Source organism: Bacillus sp. FDAARGOS_235 (genome assembly GCF_002073415.2).
Taxonomy (GTDB): domain Bacteria; phylum Bacillota; class Bacilli; order Bacillales; family Bacillaceae_G; genus Bacillus_A; species Bacillus_A toyonensis.
The window spans coordinates 3,245,048-3,269,375 of the sequence record NZ_CP020437.2 but is presented as its reverse complement, the minus strand read 5'-3'; the positions used below and the strand labels follow the sequence as shown (position 1 = coordinate 3,269,375).

Sequence of the window (24,328 nt, the reverse complement as noted above, 5' to 3'; positions counted from 1 at the left end):
GGAACAGCTTTCTCCTCTACTACATAAATCCTAATACCCATACAAGAACATATCCAAGAATAGAAAGACAAACCGAGCCAATCAGCCCCGCCACGAATGCTTTGCTTCCTAACTTACGGAACGTTTTAAACTCTACATTTAAACCGAGACCTGCCATCGCCATTGCGATAAGCATGTACGCAATTATTACAATATAGCCGGCAACAACTTCGGGGATAATCCCGAGTGAATGCACCGCACTCATCGCTAAAAATCCGAATATAAACCAAGGAATCGGAAGCTCCTTCCACGATTTCTTTTCTTCGCTTCCCTCGCTCTTACCAAACCATAACCCAATTAAAATCGCTACTGGTACAAGCATCGCAACGCGCGTTAATTTCACGATAACTGCGATGTCGACAGCCGTGCTACCGCCTGGTGCCGCAGCCGCAATTACGTGAGCAATTTCATGCAGCGTCGCTCCCGAGAATACACCGTAACCGTACGGAGATAAGCCAAGCACTGGATATAATAATGTATAAATAAGCGTAAATATCGTGCCTAAAATAGCAATAATTGCGGCACCAACCGCCGTTTCATCGTCCTTTGCTTTCACTTGTGGTGCAATTGCCACGACCGCTGCCGCACCACAAATCGCCGTTCCACACGCCGTTAAAATCCCAAGTTTCTTTTCTACTTTAAATACTTTTGTCAATCCATATACAACGAAAATGGTGAATGTAATAACTACCGCTGCGATGACCAATACTTTCGGCCCAGCCTTCGCAATATCAACCAGATTTAATCGCATTCCAAGTAAGATAATCCCAAAGCGAAGCAACTTCTTACTCGCAAAGTTCGTTCCCGCTATCGCTTCTGGAGGGACTCCAATCGCTGCGCGCCAAATCATCCCAATTAGAATAGCAATTACTAATTGTCCCATAATATTTAAAAATGGAAGCTCCGCTAAATATTTCGCAGCAATGGCGATTAATAATGTAATCCCAATACCTTGCGAAAATCCAAAGCCCTTTTTCTTTTGTATAACAAGTGTTTGTTCCACCTTGTACCACCCCAATAATCGTATTGGAACATGCATGTTCTTTCTACTTACATTATAAGAGAGTTTTTATAATAAGTTTAATATCAATATTCAATCTCTATCATCAGAAATACTTATGATAGAATAAAAACAAAAATAAAGGGGCCTAACAAATGAACGTCGACATTTTGAAAATCTTTGTGACTGTCGTTGAACAGAAACATTTCTCTCGTGCAGCAGAACTTTTAAACCTTTCACAACCCGGTGTAAGCATGCACATTCGCAACCTGGAAAATGAATTTGGAACTACACTCATTCAGCGCTCCCCAAAGCATGTACAAGTTACGGAAGCTGGAAACATATTATACATACATGCAAAGCAAATGCTCTCTCTTTATGATGATGCAAAACAGGAAATTAACGAATTACATAACGTTGTAACAGGAACACTTCGCATCGGTGCTAGTTTTACAATTGGCGAATACTTACTTCCCAAAATACTCGCTAACTATGCCAATGAAAATCCGCACGTCGAAGTTCATACCCTTATCTCTAATACAGAAGAAGTTTTGCAAAGCCTTCGCTCTAATCAAATTGATATCGGCTTAGTAGAGGGGCAAGTCGTATATGCTGACGTAGAAGTTGAAGCGTTTATGCAAGATGAAATGAAGCTCGTCGTCCCTCCAAATCACCCATTACTTCACATCAAGGATATAAACGAAGCTACTCTCCAAGACCAAGTATGGGTATTAAGAGAAAGTGGCTCTGGGACACGTGCCTATAGCGATCGTTTTATTCATCAACATCATTTAAAAATGAAACGATTCTTTACATTTAGTAGCATTCAAAGTGTAAAGGAAGCCGTCGCTGCCGGGCTTGGCATCGCTATACTTTCTGATTGGACCGTGCGGAAAGAACTACTAGCCCAAGAACTATTCCACGTCGAAGTTCCAACTGAAAAACTAATTCGTCCATTCTCCATCGTGCGTGGCAAATATTTCATTCCATCTAAAGCCATTCAAGTGTTTTTAAATCATGTAGATTCTTTTGCGAAAAAACAGAGTTGACCTTCACATTAGTGTGAAGGTTTACAATACATGTAAAAGGAGTGAAATGCAGTGCGAATTGGAGAGTTATCAAAAGAAACTGGCGTTAGCGAAAGATCACTAAGACATTATGAAGAAAAGGGATTGCTCCCTTCAAATCGCCTCACAAACGGCTATCGTGATTTCGATAAAAGTGCCATTGAAAAAGTAGAGCTTATCCAAATGTACTTACAGCTCGGCTTAAATTTAGAAGAAACCGCAAGAATGCTGCGCTGCCTCGAAATCGAACCACATCTATACGAAAATCCATGCAGCAGTATCCTTGCACTTTACGAAGATAAGCTCAATGAAGTAACAAGGCAAATCTCATTACTTTCCAACATTCAAACGAATTTACAAAAACACGTTTCACTCCTAAAACAAGAAAAAGAAAAGGGATGATTGCATGTTTGTTATACACGGCAGTTCAAGACAAAATGGGAATACGGAAGCCTTAACATATATGATGATTGATGGAATGAAAGCAGAACAAATTTATTTACGTGACCATACCATTTACCCTATTACAGACCAACGCCATGATACTGAAGGATTTCAACCTGTAAATGATGACTACGAGCAATTAACCAAACGCATGCTAGAGCACGACACGATTATCTTTGCTACACCACTATACTGGTACGGAATGAGCGGCCATATGAAAAACTTCGTTGATCGCTGGTCACAAAGCTTACGTGATACCTCTCTTCATTTCAAAGAGAAAATGAAAGGTAAAAAAATGTACGTCGTCATCGTTGGCGGAGACAATCCGAAACTGAAAGCATTGCCACTTATTTCTCAATTCCAGTATATCTTTGATTTTGTTGGTTCATCATTTGAAGGGTATATTATCGGGGATGGGAATGGATTGGATGAAATCAAAAATGATGCTGAAGCACTTACAAAGGCACAACTGTATAATAGCAAATTTAAAAATAGCCAACAGAAATAAGTTTGACAAACCCATTTGTATGCGCATACAATAAAAATAATATTATGAAAGGAAGGTACTTTGACCAATGAAGTTCTAATTCTCTTATTTATTTCATCCATCACAAATAGTGAACAAAAATGATGAAAACTAGCAGGGGATTAGTCTGTCCATTTGTCGATACTTTCTTTCGAGACGATCATGTGAAAAATCGTTTATTTATGTACGATTTTTACATTGAAGGGCGACGTTTATCCTCTCTAGTGAAACTAGGGAGGTTTTTTTATGACTATTTTATTCGCACGTAATATTGAAAAGAGCTTTGGTGACCGTACCATATTTACGTTACCATCACTAGAAATTCACGCACACGATCGCATAGGAATCGTTGGAGTCAACGGAGCTGGAAAATCTACGTTGTTGCAAATATTAAGTAAAGAAATAGAAGCTGACAAAGGGACAGTAACTCATCATAGTTCTATCGCCATCATTCCACAGCTTAGCGATACAATACTGGAAACCGCTTCTTCTCTTGCAAAAGGAAAATGGAGTATTTCAAACGTCGCAAATTCAATGAGCGGCGGCGAACGAATGCGCCTAAAGATTGCCCATGCTCTCGAACAAGATGCAGGCATTTTATTCGCTGATGAACCAACGAGCCACTTAGATATGGCTGGTACAGAGCAATTAGAAAAAGCACTTTTATCTTATAAAGGGGCACTTGTTTTAATATCGCACGATCGTGATTTTTTAGATAATATATGCACAAAAATCATTGAAATTGAAGACGGCATGATTCAAGAGTATAAAGGAAACTATTCCAACTATCGAAAGCAAAAAGAACGTGAACGAATACAAAAGCAAGCAGAGTATGAGCAATATATACAAGAAAAAAATCGTTTAGAGCAATCAATTTCACAAAAAAAACAACGTGCTTCTAGCATGACAAAAATCCCAACTCGGTTCAGTTCATCTGAATCTAAACTTTATAAGTTAAGCGGGGCTCATGGGCAAGAACAGGTTAGCAAAGCAGCCAAAGCATTAGAAACACGTCTCGAAAAACTAGAAAAGAAAGAAAAGCCAAAAGATCTTTCTCAGGCTCAGTTTGACGTGCAATACCATACACCCATTCATAGTAAAGTGGCAGTACAGTTCAATAAAGCAACAAAGAAAATAGGCGACCGCACACTATTTAAAAATATGAATGGAACTATTGCCCCTGGTGCAAAATTAGCTATTTTAGGAGCAAACGGAAGTGGCAAAACAACTTTGTTCAATATGCTTCTCACAAACGAGCGTGGCATTCAGCTTTCAAAAAGTTGTAAAATTGGATACTTTGAACAAGCACTATCCATTTTAAAAACAGATAAAACCATTTTAGAGAACGTTCTAGAAGAAACCAACTATACAGAAGCATTCGTTCGCACAATACTTGCCCGGCTTCTATTCCGTCGTGAAGATGTTCATAAACCTGTGCACGTTCTAAGCGGGGGTGAACGAATGAAGGTTGCACTCGCAAAAGTATTTTTAGGAAACTATAATATGCTCCTGCTCGATGAACCGACGAACTATTTAGATTTAACAACACAGGAAGAATTAGAAAACATGTTACAAGAGTATCCTGGCACTATACTCTTCATTAGCCATGACCGTGCCTTTATTCGTTCTGTTGCAGACCATATTCTACAAGTAGATGAGAGCGAACCAAGAATATTCTATGGCAATTACGAGCAATACATTAAAAGAACCACTCAAGCTTCCGTAAACGTTACTGAACAAGAATTATTGCGATTACAAACGAAATTAACAGAAGTCATCAGCCGGATTTCTATACCCAATCATCAGGATGACATCACATTTCTTGAACAAGAATATGAAAAATTATTAGTTCAAATTCAGCGGTGTAAAGAAGCGCTCTAATGTCTTCCCTATATATCGACGGGGCCTTCCACATTTCCCAAGAAATATCGCGGCTTCGACATAAAGATAATATTAGACATCACAATAACAAAAAGCCGTGCACCAGCACGGCTTTTCACTTTATCTTGCTACTTGTGGGCATTAAATGCCCAGTTTGTGATGGCTAATAACTAGCCGGGATGCCCCCACTGATTAAAGTTTCACTTTATATACGGACAGCAGTCCCACTCACCGCAACCATTAGCATTCCTTCGCGAACTACTTCGTAATCCACGTCAATACCAACGATGGCATTCGCATTTTTTTGCCTTGCGAATGTTTTCATCTCTTCCATTGCGATGTCGCGCGCTTCTTTTAGTTTGCTTTCATAAGCGCCTGCACGGCCGCCGACAACGTCACGGACAGATGCGAAAAGGTCACGAACAATATTCGCACCCATAATCGCTTCTCCATTCACGATATCAATATACTCAATAATTTCTTTCCCTTGAATTGTAGATGTTGTTGTTACAATCATGCTTTATAGCCTCCCATATAAGATTTCCACTTACTTATGGTGCACGAATTCAGCAGAAATTATATTTACGAACTAAACTGTGCTTCGTATAATCGGCTATACCCTCCGCCTCGCTCAATTAATTCCTCATGCGAACCTTGTTCTGCAATACCATCTTTATTTACAACGACGATACGATCCGCATTTTTAATAGTTGCAAGCCTGTGAGCAATAACTAATGTTGTACGACCGACAGCTAGTTCTGCAAGTGATTTTTGAATAGCAAGTTCCGTCTCTGTATCTAATGCAGAAGTCGCTTCATCTAATATTAAAATTGGCGGGTTTTTCAAGAACATACGAGCAATTGCTAGACGCTGCTTCTGTCCCCCGGAAAGTTTCACACCACGCTCACCGATAACTGTATCTAAACCGTCTGGTTGCGAGTAAATTAAATCCTCCAACTGGGCACGTTTTACCGCCTGCCAAATTGCAGCCTCTGAAGCCTGTAAATTTCCATAAGCGATATTTTCGCGAATCGTTCCTGAGAATAAGAATACATCTTGCTGTACAATTCCAATTTGTTTACGAAGTGACGATAAAGTCATCTCTTTCGTATCAATGCCATCAATTTGGATTGACCCAGATTCCTGCTCATAAAAGCGTGGTAATAAACTACATAACGTTGTTTTCCCTGCCCCTGATGGCCCAACGAACGCAACTGTTTCACCTGCGTGTATTTTCAAGCTAATATCATTTAAAATCGGTTCTTTATTTTCATATCCGAACGTAATGTTGTTATAGTGAATATCACCGTGTACATGCTTTACTTCTATCGCATCTTTAGAATCCACAATATCAGGCTCTGTTTCAAGAAGTTCTACATACCTTTTAAAACCTGCGATTCCTTTCGGATAACTTTCAATAACTGCATTAATTTTCTCAATTGGTCGGAAGAAAATATTCGTTAATAAGACGAATCCGATAAATCCACCATACGTTAACTCACCTTGCAGAACAAACCATGTGCCACATATTAATACGAAGAGCGTTACGAGACGCATGAGCATATAACTAATGGATGAGTTTAGCGCCATAATTTTATACGCCATTAATTTCGTTGTACGGAAACGAGCGTTGTTCACAGCGAATTGGTCTTTCTCAAACTTTTCATTTCCGAATGCTTGTACAACGCGAATACCACCGACGTTATTTTCGATACATGCATTAAAATCAGCAACATCTGAGAATAAACGTCTAAACGTACCCGTCATTTTTTTATTGAAGTAAAGCGCCAACCATAATAGGAATGGAATTACAAAGAATGTTAGAAGTGCTAACTTCCAGTTAATCATCATCATAAATGAAAATGCCCCAACTAAAGTCATTACGGCGATGAATAAATCTTCTGGCCCGTGGTGAGCAATTTCTCCAATTTCCATTAAATCGTTCGTAAGACGTGAAATTAGATGACCTGTTTTATTATTATCAAAAAATCTGAATGATAGCTTTTGAATATGATCAAATAATTTCTGCCTCATATCTGTTTCAATGTTAACTCCTAGCATATGCCCCCAGTAGGTAACAACATATTGTAAACCTGCATTTAACATATAAACTGCAAGTAAACCAAAACAAGCCCATAAAATAAGCGTCCAGTTTTGTCCTGGTAATAACTTATCAATAAATTGATTTACGATAAGCGGGAAACCAAGTTCCAGTAATCCTGCGATAACCGCGCAAGAAAAATCGAGTATAAATAAACCTTTATACGGTTTATAGTAAGAAAAAAATTTACGTAGCATATATTTCCTCCCTTTTCCAAATTAAAAGACTCCCTAAATGATAACCATTATCAAATAATTATTCAAGTTATTCGACTACGAAACTGCAAATAAGGTTTGCGATATTTGTTGTTTTTTTCCAGAAAGTCGATATATTTTAATAATCGCCGATATAAATTTCATGTACTGCTGCTCCCAATCAAACAAAAAGGGTGTCACCTAGTGGTAACACCCTCATTTTTATTACATCGCTTCCGAATCCCACTCGTGCTCTTGCTGAACAAATACAACGCCTAACTCATGATGTCCTCCAGCATATAATGCTGTTTGAGCAAGACGAAGCTCACCATTTGTATCTACCACTTCTAATTTACAAAAAGCTCCTGTTGTTTTGGTTTGAAGTGCATCATAAAATTCTTCGGCACTCCTTGGAACGACTCCATTTACTTTCGTAATTATTTCTCCAGGCAGTAAATTCAGCTCGGCCCCAATTGTATTTGGAATTGTATCTAACACAACAAGTCCATCATTGCGTGCAGCGAAATATGCTGGTCTTGTCTCATCTACAATTTTTTCTTGCATCGAAATCGTAAAACGTCCAAGCATTGCGACTCCCATTGCAATAATAGCAAGTACGTGCCACCAATAACTCGCGACCCCTAAAACAAGTACAAGACCAGCTAATCCATAAACACGTCTTCCTGTAAAGAGTAAAGCTTCCGTCGGCTCATAACTTCTAATCTTTCGCATAAATCCAATTAAAAATGGAACGAGGAATAAAGAATATGTATTTGCCCCTATTGAAACGACAGGCCACCATGAAATAAACTGGGTTACCGCATCACCTGGTACAAGAATAAAAATCGGCACGATCCATAAACGCTTCGATTCGTGTAAACCAATCTTGAGCCCACGTTTCCCCTTCCTAATCCTCGGTGTAGAATATCTTACCGCGTTTTTAGAAATCAATAAGCCCTCCACAACAAGCATGATGCCTAGTAAAATAGCAAGAGATACAATCGTACCCTCTTCACCTTCTCCAAGCTGTAAGAAGGAAACTGGCAGCTTAGAAGATAATAAAACACATACAATTGCGATACTGAACGTATAAGCTGCCGATAAATATCGATACATAGCAGTTAATCCAAATAATAATGTCCAAAATAAAATGGCCCATAAGCTCGCCTTGGAAACAACAAGTCCAAGCCCAATCGTAATAATAGATACGATTAATCCATATCCAAGCCCTGCAAATAGAGATGTTCGCAATTCAAACCAAATATCATAAACTTTAAAAGAAAAATCTTTTCGTTCTCGTAATATACGTAAATATCCAACGAAGATACTACTTATTAAAAATACATAGACAGCAGGGTGCAAGAAAAAACGTCCAACTGCCCGCATTATTTCAAAAATCCATGCCTCCACGAACTCATTCACCACCATTTATATCATTCTTTCTTTTTATATTATCATAACTGGACAAACGTTTGTTTAACACAAAAAAATACAGGCAATAAAATGCCTGTATTTCTTCTTATTTCGCTATTAATTTTAATGCTGCCTGTAATTGTAGATCATTTTCTCCAGAACGGATTTTTTCAATGATTTTAGTTTGAATTGCCTCGGCTGTCTTTTTATCAAGCTGTCCTGTCGCTTCCATCTCATTCGCATTTTGGAATGCTTTCAGTGCTGATTCTGTCTCTTTACTAAAGTAGCCATCTTCACGCCCCGGTACATAACCTAAGCTTTTCAGCATCTCTTGCGCATGCTTCACTTGCACATCATTTGAATTGTATGAAAGTGTTTTTTCAATTTGAATTGGCGTCGCATGGTAGTAATCTGGTTGTTTCACTTCTACAGTTGGCTTGATTCCCTTTTTATGAATCCAGTTTCCATCTGGAGTTAACCATTTGAACATCGTTAATTTAATGTTACTGCCATCTTTAAACGGAACGGCTTGCTGAACAGTTCCTTTACCAAATGTTGTTTCACCAATTAGATCGTAACCTTCTCCTTCTTTCAATGCGCCAGCTAAAATTTCCGAAGCAGAAGCACTTCCTTTATCAATCAATACTGAAATTGGATATGGCTTCCTCTCTTTCAGCTCTGTAGAGATTTGCTTTTTCTCACCATTTCGCTGCTCTACTTGTAGCATCGGCTTTTTGTTCGTCATAATTTCTCCTAGTATATCTTCTACACTATTTAAATAGCCACCAGGATTACCACGAACGTCAATAACTAAACCTTTTATGTTTTTCTTCTCTAACTCTTTTAACTGATCCTTAAATTCTTTCGCTGTATTTTCAGCAAAAGAAGTAATTTGCATATAACCGATATCTTTTCCATTCTCTTGTTTCACAGTACTAACTACCGTGAAGATTGGGATTTTTTCACGCTTAATTTTGAATACAATCGGATCAGTTACTCCTGCACGTTTAATTTCAATCGCGACAGTCGTTCCCTTTTTACCACGAATTTTTAATACAGCTTCTTCACGCGATAAGTCTTTTACACTGTTTCCATCTACAGATAAAATTTGGTCATTCGGCTTAATTCCAATCTTTTCTGCTGGTGAACCTTTAATTGGCGATACGATAATAAGCTTACCGTCTGTTTTGTTCACCTCAGCCCCAATCCCCTCTAACTCAGGATCAAGTGATTCACTAAACTGTTTGGCTGTTTCTTTATCCATATACGTGGAATAAGGGTCCTTCAGCGTAGACAACATGCCTTGTATTGCACCTTCAACTAACTTGTCATCTTTCACGTCTTCCACATAACGTGAATCAATTAGTCCATATGCCTCATTAATTTTTGCCAAATTCCCTTGCGTCGTGCTAGCGTTCCCACTCGAAATTGTTTGCGTTACTTCTGCTGGGTTAACCCCAAATACAGACATTCCTGCAAACATTCCGCCAGCACCAATTAAAAATGCAACAACCATTCCAATAATTGCAACTCTACGTTTCAATGCGGAATTCCCCTTTCCAAAACACACAGGTGGTGTAGCAAAAGGCATCACACAGCGTGTGATGCCTTTACCTATTTCTACTATATGATAAGCTTGTACGAATTATGTTTGCAACTTTTTATACTTTTAAGAAGCGACGAATTGACATTACACTTCCCCACATACCGATTAACGCACCGATTAACACTAATAAACCAGCTAATTGGAATACGAATGGGCTGTATGGTAAAAGCTCGAAAATTGTTCCGCCAAGTTTTTCATTAAACACACTTTGCAGTGAATTATACGTAACTAGAATTAGACCAATTGGAATAATTGATCCTAATACTCCTAGGAATAATCCTTCTAGCAAGAACGGCCAACGAATAAACCAGTTTGTTGCACCTACAAGTTTCATAATTTCAATCTCAGTACTACGAGCATAAATTGTAATTTTAATTGTATTAGAGATTAAGAACATCGCTGTGAATAAAAGACCTGCAATTAATGCAATCCCGATATTACGTCCTGTTTTTACAGTATCAAATAATTTTTCAACTTGACCTTTACCGTATTGAACGTTACTTACAAACTGCATTTTTTCAATCTTTTTCGCAATTTGTGCTGTATCAGTTGGCTCTTTCGCTTTTACAATAAATACGTTTTTCAGTGGGTTATCTTGCTCAAATAACTCGAACGTTTTTCCACTATCGCCTAAACTTTTAATTAAACGTTTCAATTCTTCTTCTTTAGAAGAGTATTTAATAGAATCTACTTTCGCGACCTTACTCATATCTTCTTCTAATTTCTTTTGATCAGCTTCTTTTGCTGCTGGATCAATGTGTACACGAATTTCTACATCTTGCTCTACTTTTGTAGCAAAATGGTTCATATTCATAATCGCTGTTAAAAAGACACCTACAAGTAATAATGTAACTGTTACTGCACTTACAGAAGCAAATGTCATCCATCCGTTACGGGATAGATTTTTTACACCTTCTCGCAAATGTCGACTAAGGGTTTTAGCCTTCATATCCGTATCCTCCCTCAATCTCGTCTCGAACAATTTTTCCGCCTTCAATCGCGATTACACGATGACGGATTGTATTTACGATATCTGCATTATGCGTCGCCATAACAATCGTTGTACCACGCTCATTAATGCGTGTAAAGATCTTCATAATATCAAGAGCTGTTTCAATATCTAAATTACCAGTTGGCTCATCGGCAATTACAACCTTTGGTCTATTAACAATCGCTCTTGCAATAGCCACACGTTGCTGCTCTCCACCTGAAAGTTCACTTGGAAGTGCGTCTGCACGATCGTCTAGACCTACTAGTCCTAACACTTCAGTAACACGCTCACGAATCGCATCTGGTTCTTCTTCAATTACTTCTAAAGCAAACGCAACATTCTCATATACCGTTAATTTAGGTAATAATTTAAAATCTTGGAAAATCACGCCTAATTGACGACGGAAATATGGAACATCTCTTTCTGCCAATGATTCGATAGTAAGTCCATTTACATTAATAGATCCTGTAGTTGGCTTTTCTTCACGATACATCATTTTAATAAATGTAGATTTTCCGGCTCCACTCGGTCCAACTACGTATACGAATTCACCTTGTTTAATGTTAACTGTGAGACCAGCAACGGCTTTCATACCATTCGGGTACTCCTTATAAACATTCGTCATTTTTATCATTATTTATCACCCAATGCTTAATGATTTTTTTTTCGAAATACTTTTCTGTACATGTGAAAATAAAAAGGAATCCTTTATTTTCATTTAACCATTCTTGTTGAAGGCAGCTTACTTACATGCTTTTTATTCGCACCGCTACTCTATGTAATATATTTCAGCAAAATTCTACAAACCTCATTGTAACATCAAACGGTTTCCAGTTCGGATACATTTTTGTTACAGTTATGTTACATCCCAGAAAAAGGAGACGAGTTGTTATAACTCTTATCCAAAGTCATTTTTAGATAAGATTATATAATCAACTCGCCCATTTTTCTCTTTTTATTTATGTTCAGCTAACCACTCAGCTACTTTTTTCGCATCTTCACCTTGAATAATTCCCGGTGACATTGAACCGCGACCTTTTTCAATAATCTTTTCAATCTCTGCTGCATCATATTTCTGCCCTACTTTTCGTAAATCCGGTCCAGTTGCTCCTGATAAATCTTTCGCATGGCAGCCTATACAACTTTTTTGATAAATTTGCTCTGGGCTATCTGTGCTTGCAGATTGTTTCGAAGGCTTACTCTCTTCTTTATTTCCACATGCTCCTAAAGCAAAAACGACTGATGTACCTAGTGCAATAGCCAACAATTTCTTTTTCAATTCTATCGCTCCCCATTGTTGATATTCTTTTCATTCCTAACACACTCATTTTTATTATAAGCATTATCTTTATATAGAAAAACTAAGGTATATTTCATATTCTTGAAAAATACAGTGAGAACCCTGATAAAATAAAGCTTCCATAATTTGTTTCAATTCTGTGAACAACGTAAAAACTTCTATAAAGAATCTTTTTAAAAGGCAAATCAAAAAAGTTCTTTATAAAATCTTACTCTATTGCCGCTCTGTTTTACTATTCTCTACTTTTTACAAAACAATATACAACATTGTATTCTGCATATAACCCCATCAAAAAGAGAAGTTGTCGTTTCCAACTTCTCTTCCCCTGTACTTCATCCATATAAATAAAACGTTGTATATCCTCTATTTTCTCAGCATGGGCCAACAATTTTGTTGGCTTTTTCTCTTATCCCACTATTTACTGGGTAGTAAGACCCCTACCTCAAAATTCAACAAAAGCAAAGAAGTTAGGTGAGGGTCGGGCTGCCCGTAAAAGTCAGATTTGTTAAAGCTAATAATCAGTGGGGATTCCCCCACTGGTTATTAGATGCGAGAACGTAAGTAAGCATCAATAAATGGATCAATTTCTCCATCCATAACTGCTTGTACGTTACCAACTTCTGTATTTGTACGATGGTCTTTTACAAGAGAATACGGGTGGAATACGTAAGAACGAATTTGGCTACCCCATCCAATTTCTTTTTGTTCCCCGCGGATTTCATCTAATTGTGCTTGTTGCTCTTCTAATTTCTTTTGATATAATTTTGCTTTTAACATTTTCATCGCATGCTCACGGTTTTTAATTTGAGAACGCTCCGACTGACACGTTACAACCGTATTTGTCGGTGTATGTGTAATACGAACTGCTGAATCTGTCGTATTAATGTGCTGTCCACCAGCTCCACTTGCACGGTACGTATCAATTTTTAAGTCTTCTGTACGCACTTCAATTTCAACTTCATCATTGAACTCAGGTACAACTTCACAAGATACAAATGATGTATGACGACGGCCTGAAGAATCGAACGGTGAAATACGTACAAGACGATGTACACCTTTCTCTGCTTTTAAATAACCGTAAGCGTTATGACCTTTAATTAATAAAGTAACACTCTTAATACCAGCTTCATCACCTGGTAAGTAGTCAACTGTTTCTACTTTAAATCCACGTTTTTCAGCCCAGCGTGTATACATACGTAATAACATAGAACCCCAGTCTTGTGACTCTGTTCCACCTGCACCTGGGTGTAATTCTAAAATCGCATTATTTTTATCATAAGGATCACTTAATAGTAATTGAAGCTCATACTCATTCATTTCTTGAATTAAGCCTTTTACTTCCGATTCTAATTCCTCATGTAAATCTTCATCATATTCTTCTTTTAAGAGTTCATGCGTTACTTCTAAGTTTTCGAACGTCTCGTCTAACTGACGGAACTTTCCAACCATATCTTTTAACGCATTTGCTTCGTTAATTACAGTTTGAGCGCCTTGTTGGTCATCCCAAAATCCTGCGCCCATCATTTTTTCTTCTAATTCTGCAATTTGTTTCTCCTTAGTAGGGAGGTCAAAGAGACCCCCTAAAAGCCGCTAATCTCTTAGCCATTTTCTCTAATTCCTGTCTAATTTCTACTAATTCCATTTCCTTCACCTCTATGTAATTGCTATTACTTTCGTATGAAAACAAGGGAAACTCTCTCCACTTATTAGGGAGAGAGTTTAATCCTTTTTATTATAATTTGCAAAACAAGCTGAATTCAACAGCCGCAGTTTTTATTAGCTTACAATGCCACAGCAGTTTTTATATTTCTTGCCACTACCACATTTGCATAAATCGTTACGGCCCACTTGATCACCTTTTACAACAGGCTTTTTCTTCGCTTCTTCGCCATCGCTAGATGGATGAACAGCTTCACCTTGAACAACTTCTTGACGCTCTAAGTTTTGTTCAATTTCAGCTTTCATAATGTAACGAGAGATTTCCTCTTCAATAGAAGCAATCATTGACTCGAACATTGCGAATCCTTCCATTTGATACTCACGAAGTGGATCGATTTGACCGTAAGCACGTAAATGAATACCTTCACGAAGGTGGTCCATCGCATCAATATGCTCTGTCCATTTCGTATCTACTACACGGAATACAACAACTTTTTCGAACTCACGCATTTGCTCTTCTGGCATAAGCTTTTCTTTGTCGTTGTAACGCTCTATTAATTTCGCGATAATCGGCTCGCTCATTTCTTCTGGAGCAAGACGACGTAATTCTTCTTCTTTTATATCGCCTTCTTGCAGAAGGTTTGTATTTAAGTAGTCAACAAGACCTTTAATATTCCAATCTTCTTCAATTTCCTCTTGTGTATGAAGCGCAACAGCACGTTCTACTGTAGATTTCATCATACCTTCAATAATACTACGTAAGTTCTCAGAATCCATTACTTCTTGACGCTGTTTGTAAATAACTTCACGTTGCTGACGAAGCACATCATCGTATTGTAATAACTGCTTACGTGCATCATAGTTATTTCCTTCTACACGTTTTTGCGCAGATTCTACTGCACGAGAAACCATTTTACTTTCAATCGGCTGTGAATCATCCATACCAAGACGATCCATCATCGCTTTCATATTGTCAGAGCCGAAGCGGCGCATTAGTTCATCTTCCATTGATAAATAGAACTGCGTTACACCAGGGTCCCCTTGACGACCAGCACGACCACGTAACTGATTATCAATACGACGGCTTTCGTGACGCTCTGTACCGATAACCGCTAGACCGATATTTTTAATATCATCGCCTAATTTAATATCCGTACCACGACCAGCCATATTCGTCGCAATTGTTACAGCACCTTTAATACCAGCTTCTGCAATGATATCTGCTTCACGCGCATGGTTTTTCGCGTTTAAAATATTATGGCGTACACCTTTACGTGTTAACATTTTTGAAATAAGCTCTGACGTTTCAATTGCAACTGTACCAACAAGTACAGGTTGTCCTTGTTTATGACGATTTACAATATCCTCAACAACTGCATTGAATTTACCTTCCATTGATTTGAAGATTAAATCAGCACGGTCATCACGAATAATATCTTTGTTCGTTGGAATTACGATAACATTCATATTATAAATATTACGGAATTCTTCTTCTTCCGTTTTCGCTGTACCAGTCATACCAGATAACTTTTCGTACATACGGAAGTAGTTCTGGAACGTAATTGTCGCAAGCGTCATGCTTTCATTTTGAATTTCTACGCCTTCTTTTGCTTCAATCGCTTGGTGTAAACCTTCGCTATAACGACGCCCTTTCATAAGACGACCAGTGAATTGGTCTACAATTACGATTTCACCTTCTTGTACAACATAGTCTGTATCACGGTGCATAACAACATGCGCACGAAGTGCCTGATTAATATGATGAAGAAGTGCAACATGTTTTAAATCAAATAAGTTTTCAATATGGAAAGCTTTCTCTGCTTTCGTAATACCATCTTCAGTTAACATTACATTTTTCGTTTTCACATCGAATGAATACTCTTTTTCATTTTCTAATGTACGAACGAATGCATTTGCAAACATGTATAGCTCTGTTGATTTTTGAGCTTGTCCCGAAATAATAAGCGGCGTACGTGCTTCATCGACTAAAATAGAATCGACTTCATCGATAATAGCAAAATGAAGTGGACGCTGAACGCACTGCTCTCTATATAAAACCATATTGTCACGTAAGTAATCGAATCCAAGCTCATTATTTGTGCTATACGTAATATCAGCAGCATAAGCCTCTTGCTTCTCTTCGCGTGACATACTATTTAAGTTAATTCCTACTGTTAAGCCAAGGAACTCATGAAGTTGTCCCATTTCGCTCGCATCACGTTGTGCTAAGTATTCATTGACTGTAACAACGTGAACACCTTTTCCTGTTAAAGCATTTAAATATACAGGTAATGTAGATGTTAACGTTTTACCTTCACCCGTTTTCATCTCAGAGATATTCCCTTCATGTAAAGCAATACCACCCATTAACTGCACGCCATACGGACGCATTCCAAGAACACGAGTCGCAGCTTCGCGAACAACCGCAAAAGCTTCAGGAAGTAGATCATCTACTGTCTCACCTTTTGTTAGACGTTCTTTAAACTCAAGCGTCTTTCCTTTTAATTGTTCATCTGTTAGTGGCTTAATAGATGATTCTAATGCATCAATTTGCTCAACTGTCTTCTGCATACGTTTAATTTGGCGTTGATTTACATCAAATACCTTTTTTAAAATACCGATCATAGGAAATACGCTCCTCTTTTTTATTAAAATAAAACTTCCGATTGTTTTTTCTTTTTCTATTACAATCAGTCGTTATAAAAATCAAATGTATGTTATGCCAATTTTTCTCCTAATTAAAAAAACTAAAATGTATATACCTAATGATAATTGTAACACTTGTCTTATAACTATGACAACAATCGGCCGAATGTCTCGTTCTAAATTAGGAAAAGTTTTTTAAAAATCTATTTTCAGCAAAAAAAGCGCAGCCTCTTTCGGCTGCGCTTTCGAATTATTATTTAGTTTCGATTAAACCATATTTTCCGTCTTTACGGCCATATACAACATTAGTTTCATTTGTATCAGCATTTGTGAAGACGAAGAAATTATGCCCTAGCATATCCATTTGCAAGATCGCTTCTTCAACGTCCATCGGTTTTAAATCGAATCGTTTTGTACGTACAAGTTCTAATTCATCCTCTTCTACCTCATCCAGAACAGCTACTGCTTCTGGAAGAATAAAGTTAGTTTTCACAGAACCTTTCTCACGTAACTTACGATTTACTTTTGTTTTATGTTTACGAATTTGTCGCTCAATTTTATCAACTACTAAATCGATAGCAGCGTACATATCGCTATTAGTTTCTTCTGCACGAAGTAATAAATCAGTAAACGGAATTGTTACCTCGACACGTTGCTTGTCAGAGTATACTTTTAAATTAACTTTAATCTCTGGGAATGTATCAAAATAACGCTCTAACTTACTTAGTTTTTTCTCTACATATTCCTTTAATGCTGGAGTTACTTCAATATTTTCACCACGAATGTTGAATTTCATAGATGAATTCCTCCTTTCAAGCCTATGTACTATAATTTCGACATCGGCTTAAAAACTCCTTCTAACTTTTTTAAAAAAATTAGTGGAATTGCGATTTTTTTATCGTTTTTTGTTGAAATGAAAAGATGCATCGTTTCTACCTTTATTTTATCCTATTAACATCGTGAGTAACGAATATAACTGTGGACAATTCGTTACAGAAAAGAAACAACTTTTTGACAATTCACCCCATAACAAAAACCTCTTGCGAAAAACAAGAGGTTCTACTATATATAACGTTGCCACAAACGCAGCTTTCTCTTCCCAAAAACAATATCCCTACAGTTTCACAACATTAGCTGCTTGTGGTCCACGTGCTCCATCTACAATATCAAACTCCACTTGTTGCCCTTCTTCTAATGACTTATACCCATCTTGTTGAATAGCAGAAAAATGAACAAACACATCCTCACCATCTTCACGCTCAATAAACCCAAATCCCTTTTCTGCATTGAACCATTTCACTTTTCCTTGCATGTTCATTCCATTCCCTTCACTCTAAAAATCAGGGCATTCGCCCCATATTCTGACTATAACGAATGACAACTTACGAAGTCAAAGAAGACTTATCGTCTTTTTATTATCTCTTTCGACAGTTACAGATTAACTTCTACAGAGCGTCAAACTAGAAACTTCATTTGCCCCTCTATCATATAAAAGACTCCCAATTTGCCTAACTGTAATACCTGTCGTATACACATCATCAACGAGTAAAATATGTTGCCCATGAAACATCTCTTCACCCTGAAAATAAAAAGGATTGCTTCCCAACATCCTTTCTTTGCGCGTCTTCTTACTTTGTTTTTCTGTTTCCCTTCTTCTTAATGACGGATAAGAAAGACCAACAGGCAAACAAGCTGCTAATAGCTCAGCTTGATTAAAACCACGTTCATATTCCCTTTCCTTACTAAGCGGAACAGCGATAACGGTTGAAACGTTAGCAAAATACTGTTGAAATAAACTTCGAAAAGGAAGATGAAAAATACGAACTAACTCAGCATCACCACGAAACTTAAACTGCGCTAGTATTCCTTTCATCTCATTATCGTACATGTATAATGAACGATTTTTTAAAGGTCGATAACTCTCCACATTCATCCATCGTACACAATCCTTGCAAATGTCACCTTCTTTATATTCAGCTGGCAATGGATCTAAAGACCGTCCGCACTCTCTACAAATCTCTCCTATAATATAGGAAATCTTTTGCTCACATCTATCACATATATACTTTTTGTGAGCCTTAACAAAAAAATTGCACCAACTAATCGCGTATGAAATATCCTCCTCACAAAGTAAGCAATGCATTAATCGATCAACCCTTGTTCTTTCGCATTTTTGTTCATACTTCGAATGTGTTTTTTCGCGCGCACCATCGCCTCTGTCTTACCATAATGAAAATAAATGACCTCTCCATACGGCTCTTCAAAACTACGACCTACCCGGCCTGCAATTTGTACGAGTGCACTTTCTGAAAATATTTCTTCTTCCGTCCCTAAAACCGCAACTTGCAAATTTTTCACCGTTACTCCTCTCTCCAAAATCGTCGTTGTAACTAATAAAGGAATTTCTCCCTTTCTGAAAGCTGCAACTTTTTCTTTTCTCATTGGATCTTCTGCATGCACACCGGCAACTCTATCGTCTAACAGCTTCAATAACCGACTCATTTTTTCTATATATCGCACATGGGGAACAAATAAAAAAATGGGGTGCTTTTTATTTAAGTATACTTTTAACCATTGTAGTAAAACTTGAGGAATTCTTTTATTGATGAGGCTTTTCTTCCAGTTTCCGCAACAGCAAAATTTGGGGACTGGCAACGGATGACGGTGATACCGTCCAGAAACAACGATACCTTTTTGTTTCCCCTTTCTAAGGTTACGCTTCCACTCTTCATCTGGAGTTGCAGTTAAATAAATACATGCCGCCTTCTCTTTCATCGCTTGTTTTACCGCATACTGCAACATTTGATCTGCATGGTATGGAAAGGCATCTATTTCATCTACAATCATGACATGAAACGCTCTATAATAACGCAATAGCTGATGGGTGGTCGCAACGACTAACGCTGCATCTTTTTCCCGATCTAAACTTCCACCGTATAAAGCAGCTACATTTATATTCGGAAATACTTCTTTCAATCTCGGTGCTAATTCAAGTACAACATCCGTTCTCGGCGTTGCGATACAAACTCTTTCTCCTTTTTGAAGTGCCTCTGCAATACCATAAAACAACATTTCTGTTTTTCCAGCGCCGCACACAGCCCAAATAAAAAACGATTCTTTCTGTTTAACAGCCTCCATAACACCTTGCGCAGCCAACTCCTGGCCAGTAGATAAATTTCCTTTCCACTGTAACGGATTTACATCCATTTCTCCTTCTTTTTCGGCAATTCCGCGAACAAGTACAGCACATTCACTAACTCTCCCCATCGTTATGCACTTCCGGCAATATGTGCAGACTTTACTACACCTTTTACACAAAAATGACGAAAAGAGTCTTTGTGCTATATTTCCGCAACGCTGACACATATATGTAGAAGCCTTATTTTTTACACCTTGTACACATACGACCTCTCCCTTCTTCTTCAAATCATCTAAATTATCCCGTACGTCTGTAGAGAGTTCTTCTAATAATAACTGTTTCCCAGATAACATGGACCATCACCTCTAGCACACTATAAACCTTTCCCGTAATTTCGTAAAAACACAAAAAAGCCGATAACCTACTTATAAAATAGTAAGCTATCGACTTTATACACGTGTTTTATTCGTTTATAAATCCTAGAATCGACCGTATCCTAAGAAATGTTTTTTGTTGTATGAACTGTTAATATCACCGTACGCAATTCCTTTATCACTAGCATGAATCATTTGGCCATTACCAACGTAAATACCGATGTGAGATGGACCTGCTTTATAAGTACCTTGGAAGAATACTAAATCTCCAGGTTGTGGGCTACTTACTTTAGAAACTGAGTTCCAGTAACCGTTAACGTCTTGACGACCTACACCAAAGATGTAAGAAATGAATCCACTACAATCAAAACCACCTTTTGATGGAGATGCACTTCCCCAAACATATGGCATACCTAAGTATTGTTGTGCTTTACCAATTACGCCACCCGCATTTGAAGCTGGAGCTGGCTCTGGTTGTTTCTTCTCTTGTTTAGGTGTTTCTTGTTTAGGTGTTTCTTGTTTAGGTGCTTCTTGTTTAGGCTCTTCTTTTTGAGCTTGTCCACCGTTGTTCGCTGGTGCAACTTGTTGAGCAGGCGCTTGCACTTCTTTAGCAGCTTGTTCTGCTTGTTTTTGAGCAGCGGCTTCTTGTGCAGCTTTTGCTTGTGCTTCCTGTTCAGCCATACGTTGTAATTGTAATGCTTGTTTTTCAAGCTCTTTCAATTGATCTTCCGTACTTGTCATCGTCGTTACAACTGTATCCATTTTACCACTTAAATCGTTTACTGCTGTTTCTTTTTTCGCTTTTTCAGCGTCAAGTTCTTTCTTAGCAGTTTCAATTTGAGCTTGTGCTTCTTTTAATTCTTTTTGTTTTTCTTTTACTGTTGCAACATCCTTTTTCACGTTCGCTTGATCTTCTTGTTGTGTTTTCATGATATCTTCGTCAGACTCAAGAATTTTAGAAACAGAAGTTAAACGATCAACTAAATCTGCAACGTTTTTAGAGTTTACAAGAACTTCTGTTACAACGTTCGTATTCGGCTGTTCTTGAAGCGCAACTAAACGTTTTCTTAATAAGTCTTCACGTTTTGCGATTTTCGTTTGTAGTTCCGCAATGTCTTTATTTTTCTTTTCGATTAATTGCTCAGTATCAGCAACTTTTTTCGTTGTTTCATCAAGCTTTGAAGAATTTTCTTGAACAGACTTATCTAAACCTTGAATTGTTTTATTTAATTCGTTCATTTGTTTTTGTAATTCATCACGTTCTTGTTGTTGTTTATGTAAAGTGTCATTTTGTGTATTAATTTGTGATTTCACGTCAGAAATATTATCTTCTGCAAATGCATTTGGTGTTAATCCTGAAAACATTAACCCTGCAACTAATGCGCAAGACGCCATTTTTAGCTTTTTCATTTTATTTTTTACACCGCTTTCTTTTTCTTTTTTCCGTATATAACCTATAAAATTTATACCATAATTCGGGATTTTTTTTGCCAATGTTACGTTTTTGTAAAACAAATGTAATATTATATGTGCATCTAGCGCAAAATACGTATATTTTTGTATGTATGTGTAGAATTTTTTAATTTTTCCTCAATGTTATAAACAAAGAAAAAACGCAAGGTGTCCCTTACGTTTTATTAAATATGCAAATGCAAATATAAATGAAATTGAAACGCTATTTCATCCATTTCTCAGCCCAATTTTGGACTTCATCCATAACACTTTCTAACGCTTTTCCTTTGTCAGTTAAGCCATACTCGATTCGAACTGGTACTTCTGGATAAACATTACGAACTACAATGCCTTCGCTTTCCAATTCCTTTAAACGCTCTGACAACATACGATCGCTCATATTCGGTATAATATCTGCGATTTCTCTAAAACGTTTCGGCTCTTCTAGCAAAGATTTAATGATTAAGCCAGTCCATTTTTTACTAAGCAAAGTAAAAGCTGACTCAAACTTTGGACATAAACAAGAATTATGCTCCATATGTTTCACCTCTCTTCTATTATAATATAGTTTCTTGTAAAAAGTAAGTTATAAAACTTTCCTCATATTTTATTTTACGTACATTTTATCATTTCCAAATATTAACTTGTCAACTATACGTAACATTTCCGTAAAAAAACCCTCTTCAAAAAGAGAGCCTTTTCTATCTTATTACTTCGTATACCATCCAAGACCAAGTGCACCTTCACCTAAATGCGTACCAATTACAGCACCAAAATAACCCGTGCGAATTGCGACATGAGGATATTTTGCTTCTAATTCTTGCTTCCATTCATTCGCTTCCTCTTCACGTTGCGCATGAATGATAACTGCTTCCATAGGTACACCTTTACTTGCTTGTTCATCAAAAATTTCAACGATACGTTTTAGCGCTTTTTTACGTGTACGAATCTTTTCAAATGGAATAATGACTTTCTCTCTAAAATATAAAACTGGCTTCACTTGTAGCAAGCTACCGATGAAAGCTTGCGCACTATTTAATCTTCCACCACGTTGTAAATGATGTAAATCATCCACTACAAAATATGCGTCCATCGTTTGCTTCATTTCATCAAAACGAGCGGTAATTTCTTCTGGTGTTTTTCCTTCACTTGCTAATTTCGCGCCTTCACGTACATAAAATCCTTGTACTTCACAACTAATTTCAGAGTCATACGTATATACTTCAATACCCTCTACCATCTGTCCAGCTGTCGTCGCTGTTTGGTATGTACCACTAATTCCACTTGAAAGATGAATACTAATAACTGCATCATATTCTTTAGATAATTCTTCGTATAACTCTAAAAACTTTCCAATCGCTGGCTGCGAAGTTTTCGGAAGTTCTTCCTGCTCACGTACTTTTACATAAAAATCATCTACTGAAATTTCAGCTTCTTCTTGATAAGATTCTGTTCCAAATACAACGTTTAATGGAATCATATATATATTTAGTTCGTCACGAATATGCTTCGGTATATATGCTGTACTATCAGTAACAATAGCTGTTTTCATTCTCGTACCTGCCTTATAAAAAATTTTTATCCCCTAATTTTACACGAAAACTAAAAAAGGTGCATCCATACATAAAAATACCGGTTGAAAATTATACTCAGCATCTCGACAAATTACAACAAAAAGATAAAATACCCATCAAAAATTTCAGCTTATTTATAAAAAATGTTTGAATATAAAAACGCCCGCTTTTAAAATGTAAAGTACTAGTCATTTTGACAGATAGGGGCGTATACCATTGTTATTACAATATTTAACAATAAAAGACTATGGCGAACACGAAATTGTCATTCAAAAATCAAGATTTATTTGTTATGTAAATAGAGCTACAACTGAAGAAGAAGCGCAAGCGTTTATACAAAAAATAAAAAAACAGCATTGGAATGCAACACATAACTGTTCAGCGTATTTAATTGGCGAACAAGATCAAATTCAAAAAGCGAACGATGACGGTGAACCGAGCGGCACAGCTGGTGTACCTATGTTAGAGGTATTAAAAAAACGAGGTTTAAAAGATACTGTTGTTGTCGTTACACGCTATTTTGGTGGCATTAAACTCGGTGCAGGTGGATTAATTCGCGCATACGGAAAATGTACAAGCGAAGGTATTAATCACGTCGGCATTGTCGAACGAAAACTAGTGCGGGTTATACAAACCGGGATTGATTACACTTTACTTGGCAAGTTAGAAAATGAATTACGCCATTCAAAATATGTCATTAAAGATATACATTATTTAGAAAATGTCACATTTGATACGTTTGTAGAAGAAGATGGGAAACAAGCATTCACAGATTGGATGATTGAATTAACAAATGGGAAATGTACAATTACAGAAGGAGATATGTTGTACTTAGAGCAAGATCTTATCTAAGAATAATGAAATTATCACCTTTAAAGATTAATGTAGTGAAGAACTTCTCTACAATGAACTAAGGAGATTA

General features: G+C 37.3%; 22 protein-coding genes. 5 read left to right on the top strand and 17 right to left on the bottom strand.

Translation table 11 applies throughout. From position 1 onward, the window contains the following. Nucleotides 1-19 precede the first annotated feature (19 nt). On the bottom strand, nucleotides 20-1,042 hold the full coding sequence (locus A6J74_RS18665; RefSeq protein WP_000438410.1) for a YeiH family protein: 1,023 nt from the start codon (nucleotides 1,040-1,042) through the stop codon (nucleotides 20-22). Nucleotides 1,043-1,194: 152 nt separating this feature from the next. Here A6J74_RS18665 and A6J74_RS18660 point away from each other — a divergent pair, with 152 nt between their 5' ends. From A6J74_RS18660 to abc-f, 4 genes are all read left to right on the top strand, one after another. Further along, complete coding sequence (locus tag A6J74_RS18660) at nucleotides 1,195-2,088, top strand: LysR family transcriptional regulator (protein ID WP_001099968.1); 894 nt, start codon at nucleotides 1,195-1,197, stop codon at nucleotides 2,086-2,088. Between the two features lie 51 nt (nucleotides 2,089-2,139). Further along, on the top strand, nucleotides 2,140-2,508 hold the full coding sequence (locus tag A6J74_RS18655) for a MerR family transcriptional regulator (protein ID WP_001219224.1): 369 nt from the start codon (nucleotides 2,140-2,142) through the stop codon (nucleotides 2,506-2,508). Nucleotides 2,509-2,512: 4 nt separating this feature from the next. After that, nucleotides 2,513-3,058: a flavodoxin family protein gene (locus tag A6J74_RS18650; RefSeq protein ID WP_000497644.1), complete on the top strand. Its 546-nt coding sequence runs from the start codon at nucleotides 2,513-2,515 to the stop codon at nucleotides 3,056-3,058. Nucleotides 3,059-3,322: 264 nt separating this feature from the next. Continuing rightward, entirely contained in the window at nucleotides 3,323-4,957 is a 1,635-nt protein-coding gene (gene abc-f, locus A6J74_RS18645) for a ribosomal protection-like ABC-F family protein (RefSeq protein ID WP_000153742.1), read from the top strand. A 205-nt stretch (nucleotides 4,958-5,162) separates the two neighbouring features. On the opposite strand, the gene A6J74_RS18640 is transcribed toward abc-f, so the two are convergent. From A6J74_RS18640 to A6J74_RS18560, 16 genes are all read right to left on the bottom strand, one after another. Then, entirely contained in the window at nucleotides 5,163-5,474 is a 312-nt protein-coding gene (locus A6J74_RS18640; protein ID WP_000637523.1) for a heavy metal-binding domain-containing protein, read from the bottom strand. A 65-nt stretch (nucleotides 5,475-5,539) separates the two neighbouring features. Then, entirely contained in the window at nucleotides 5,540-7,255 is a 1,716-nt protein-coding gene (locus A6J74_RS18635; RefSeq protein WP_000944601.1) for an ABC transporter ATP-binding protein, read from the bottom strand. Nucleotides 7,256-7,477: 222 nt separating this feature from the next. Continuing rightward, nucleotides 7,478-8,662 (bottom strand): PDZ domain-containing protein, encoded by a 1,185-nt coding sequence (locus A6J74_RS18630; RefSeq protein WP_000388628.1) that lies wholly within the window; start codon nucleotides 8,660-8,662, stop codon nucleotides 7,478-7,480. A gap of 109 nt (nucleotides 8,663-8,771) precedes the next feature. Next, nucleotides 8,772-10,208: a S41 family peptidase gene (locus tag A6J74_RS18625; RefSeq protein ID WP_000830311.1), complete on the bottom strand. Its 1,437-nt coding sequence runs from the start codon at nucleotides 10,206-10,208 to the stop codon at nucleotides 8,772-8,774. Nucleotides 10,209-10,326: 118 nt separating this feature from the next. Further along, the gene (gene ftsX, locus A6J74_RS18620; protein WP_000645031.1) at nucleotides 10,327-11,220 is read right to left on the bottom strand and encodes a permease-like cell division protein FtsX; all 894 of its coding nucleotides are present in this window, start codon (nucleotides 11,218-11,220) and stop codon (nucleotides 10,327-10,329) included. Then, on the bottom strand, nucleotides 11,210-11,854 hold the full coding sequence (gene ftsE / locus A6J74_RS18615) for a cell division ATP-binding protein FtsE (RefSeq protein WP_002093048.1): 645 nt from the start codon (nucleotides 11,852-11,854) through the stop codon (nucleotides 11,210-11,212). The genes ftsX and ftsE overlap by 11 nt, the downstream gene beginning before the upstream one ends. Nucleotides 11,855-12,217: 363 nt before the next feature. After that, the gene (cccB, locus tag A6J74_RS18610; protein ID WP_000727967.1) at nucleotides 12,218-12,541 is read right to left on the bottom strand and encodes a cytochrome c551; all 324 of its coding nucleotides are present in this window, start codon (nucleotides 12,539-12,541) and stop codon (nucleotides 12,218-12,220) included. Nucleotides 12,542-13,105: 564 nt separating this feature from the next. Next, a protein-coding gene (prfB, locus tag A6J74_RS18605; RefSeq protein WP_096001583.1) for a peptide chain release factor 2 occupies nucleotides 13,106-14,204 on the bottom strand; the annotation gives its coding sequence in 2 pieces (ribosomal slippage) (nucleotides 13,106-14,131 and nucleotides 14,133-14,204; 1,098 coding nt in all). Nucleotides 14,205-14,338: 134 nt separating this feature from the next. Continuing rightward, the gene (gene secA / locus A6J74_RS18600) at nucleotides 14,339-16,846 is read right to left on the bottom strand and encodes a preprotein translocase subunit SecA (RefSeq protein ID WP_000579396.1); all 2,508 of its coding nucleotides are present in this window, start codon (nucleotides 16,844-16,846) and stop codon (nucleotides 14,339-14,341) included. A gap of 274 nt (nucleotides 16,847-17,120) precedes the next feature. Continuing rightward, nucleotides 17,121-17,663 (bottom strand): ribosome hibernation-promoting factor, HPF/YfiA family, encoded by a 543-nt coding sequence (gene hpf, locus A6J74_RS18595; RefSeq protein ID WP_000671188.1) that lies wholly within the window; start codon nucleotides 17,661-17,663, stop codon nucleotides 17,121-17,123. Between the two features lie 318 nt (nucleotides 17,664-17,981). Further along, entirely contained in the window at nucleotides 17,982-18,179 is a 198-nt protein-coding gene (gene cspC / locus A6J74_RS18590; RefSeq protein WP_002045823.1) for a cold shock protein CspC, read from the bottom strand. Nucleotides 18,180-18,305: 126 nt separating this feature from the next. Continuing rightward, the gene (locus A6J74_RS18585; protein ID WP_000543526.1) at nucleotides 18,306-19,010 is read right to left on the bottom strand and encodes a ComF family protein; all 705 of its coding nucleotides are present in this window, start codon (nucleotides 19,008-19,010) and stop codon (nucleotides 18,306-18,308) included. Then, entirely contained in the window at nucleotides 19,010-20,359 is a 1,350-nt protein-coding gene (comFA, locus tag A6J74_RS18580) for an ATP-dependent helicase ComFA (RefSeq protein WP_000948469.1), read from the bottom strand. The genes A6J74_RS18585 and comFA overlap by 1 nt, the downstream gene beginning before the upstream one ends. Nucleotides 20,360-20,485: 126 nt before the next feature. Next, nucleotides 20,486-21,895, bottom strand: coding sequence for a C40 family peptidase (locus tag A6J74_RS18575; RefSeq protein ID WP_000499464.1), 1,410 nt, complete (start codon nucleotides 21,893-21,895; stop codon nucleotides 20,486-20,488). 160 nt (nucleotides 21,896-22,055) lie between these two features. After that, nucleotides 22,056-22,370, bottom strand: coding sequence for a winged helix-turn-helix transcriptional regulator (locus A6J74_RS18570; RefSeq protein WP_000400852.1), 315 nt, complete (start codon nucleotides 22,368-22,370; stop codon nucleotides 22,056-22,058). 171 nt (nucleotides 22,371-22,541) lie between these two features. After that, nucleotides 22,542-23,384, bottom strand: a complete 843-nt coding sequence (locus tag A6J74_RS18560; protein WP_000844774.1) for a DegV family protein — start codon at nucleotides 23,382-23,384, stop codon at nucleotides 22,542-22,544. Nucleotides 23,385-23,622: 238 nt separating this feature from the next. On the opposite strand from A6J74_RS18560, the gene A6J74_RS18555 reads away from it, so the two are divergent. After that, a complete protein-coding gene (locus A6J74_RS18555; protein WP_000926676.1) occupies nucleotides 23,623-24,258 on the top strand; it encodes a YigZ family protein in 636 nt (211 codons plus the stop codon). The last annotated feature ends 70 nt before the right edge of the window (nucleotides 24,259-24,328 follow it).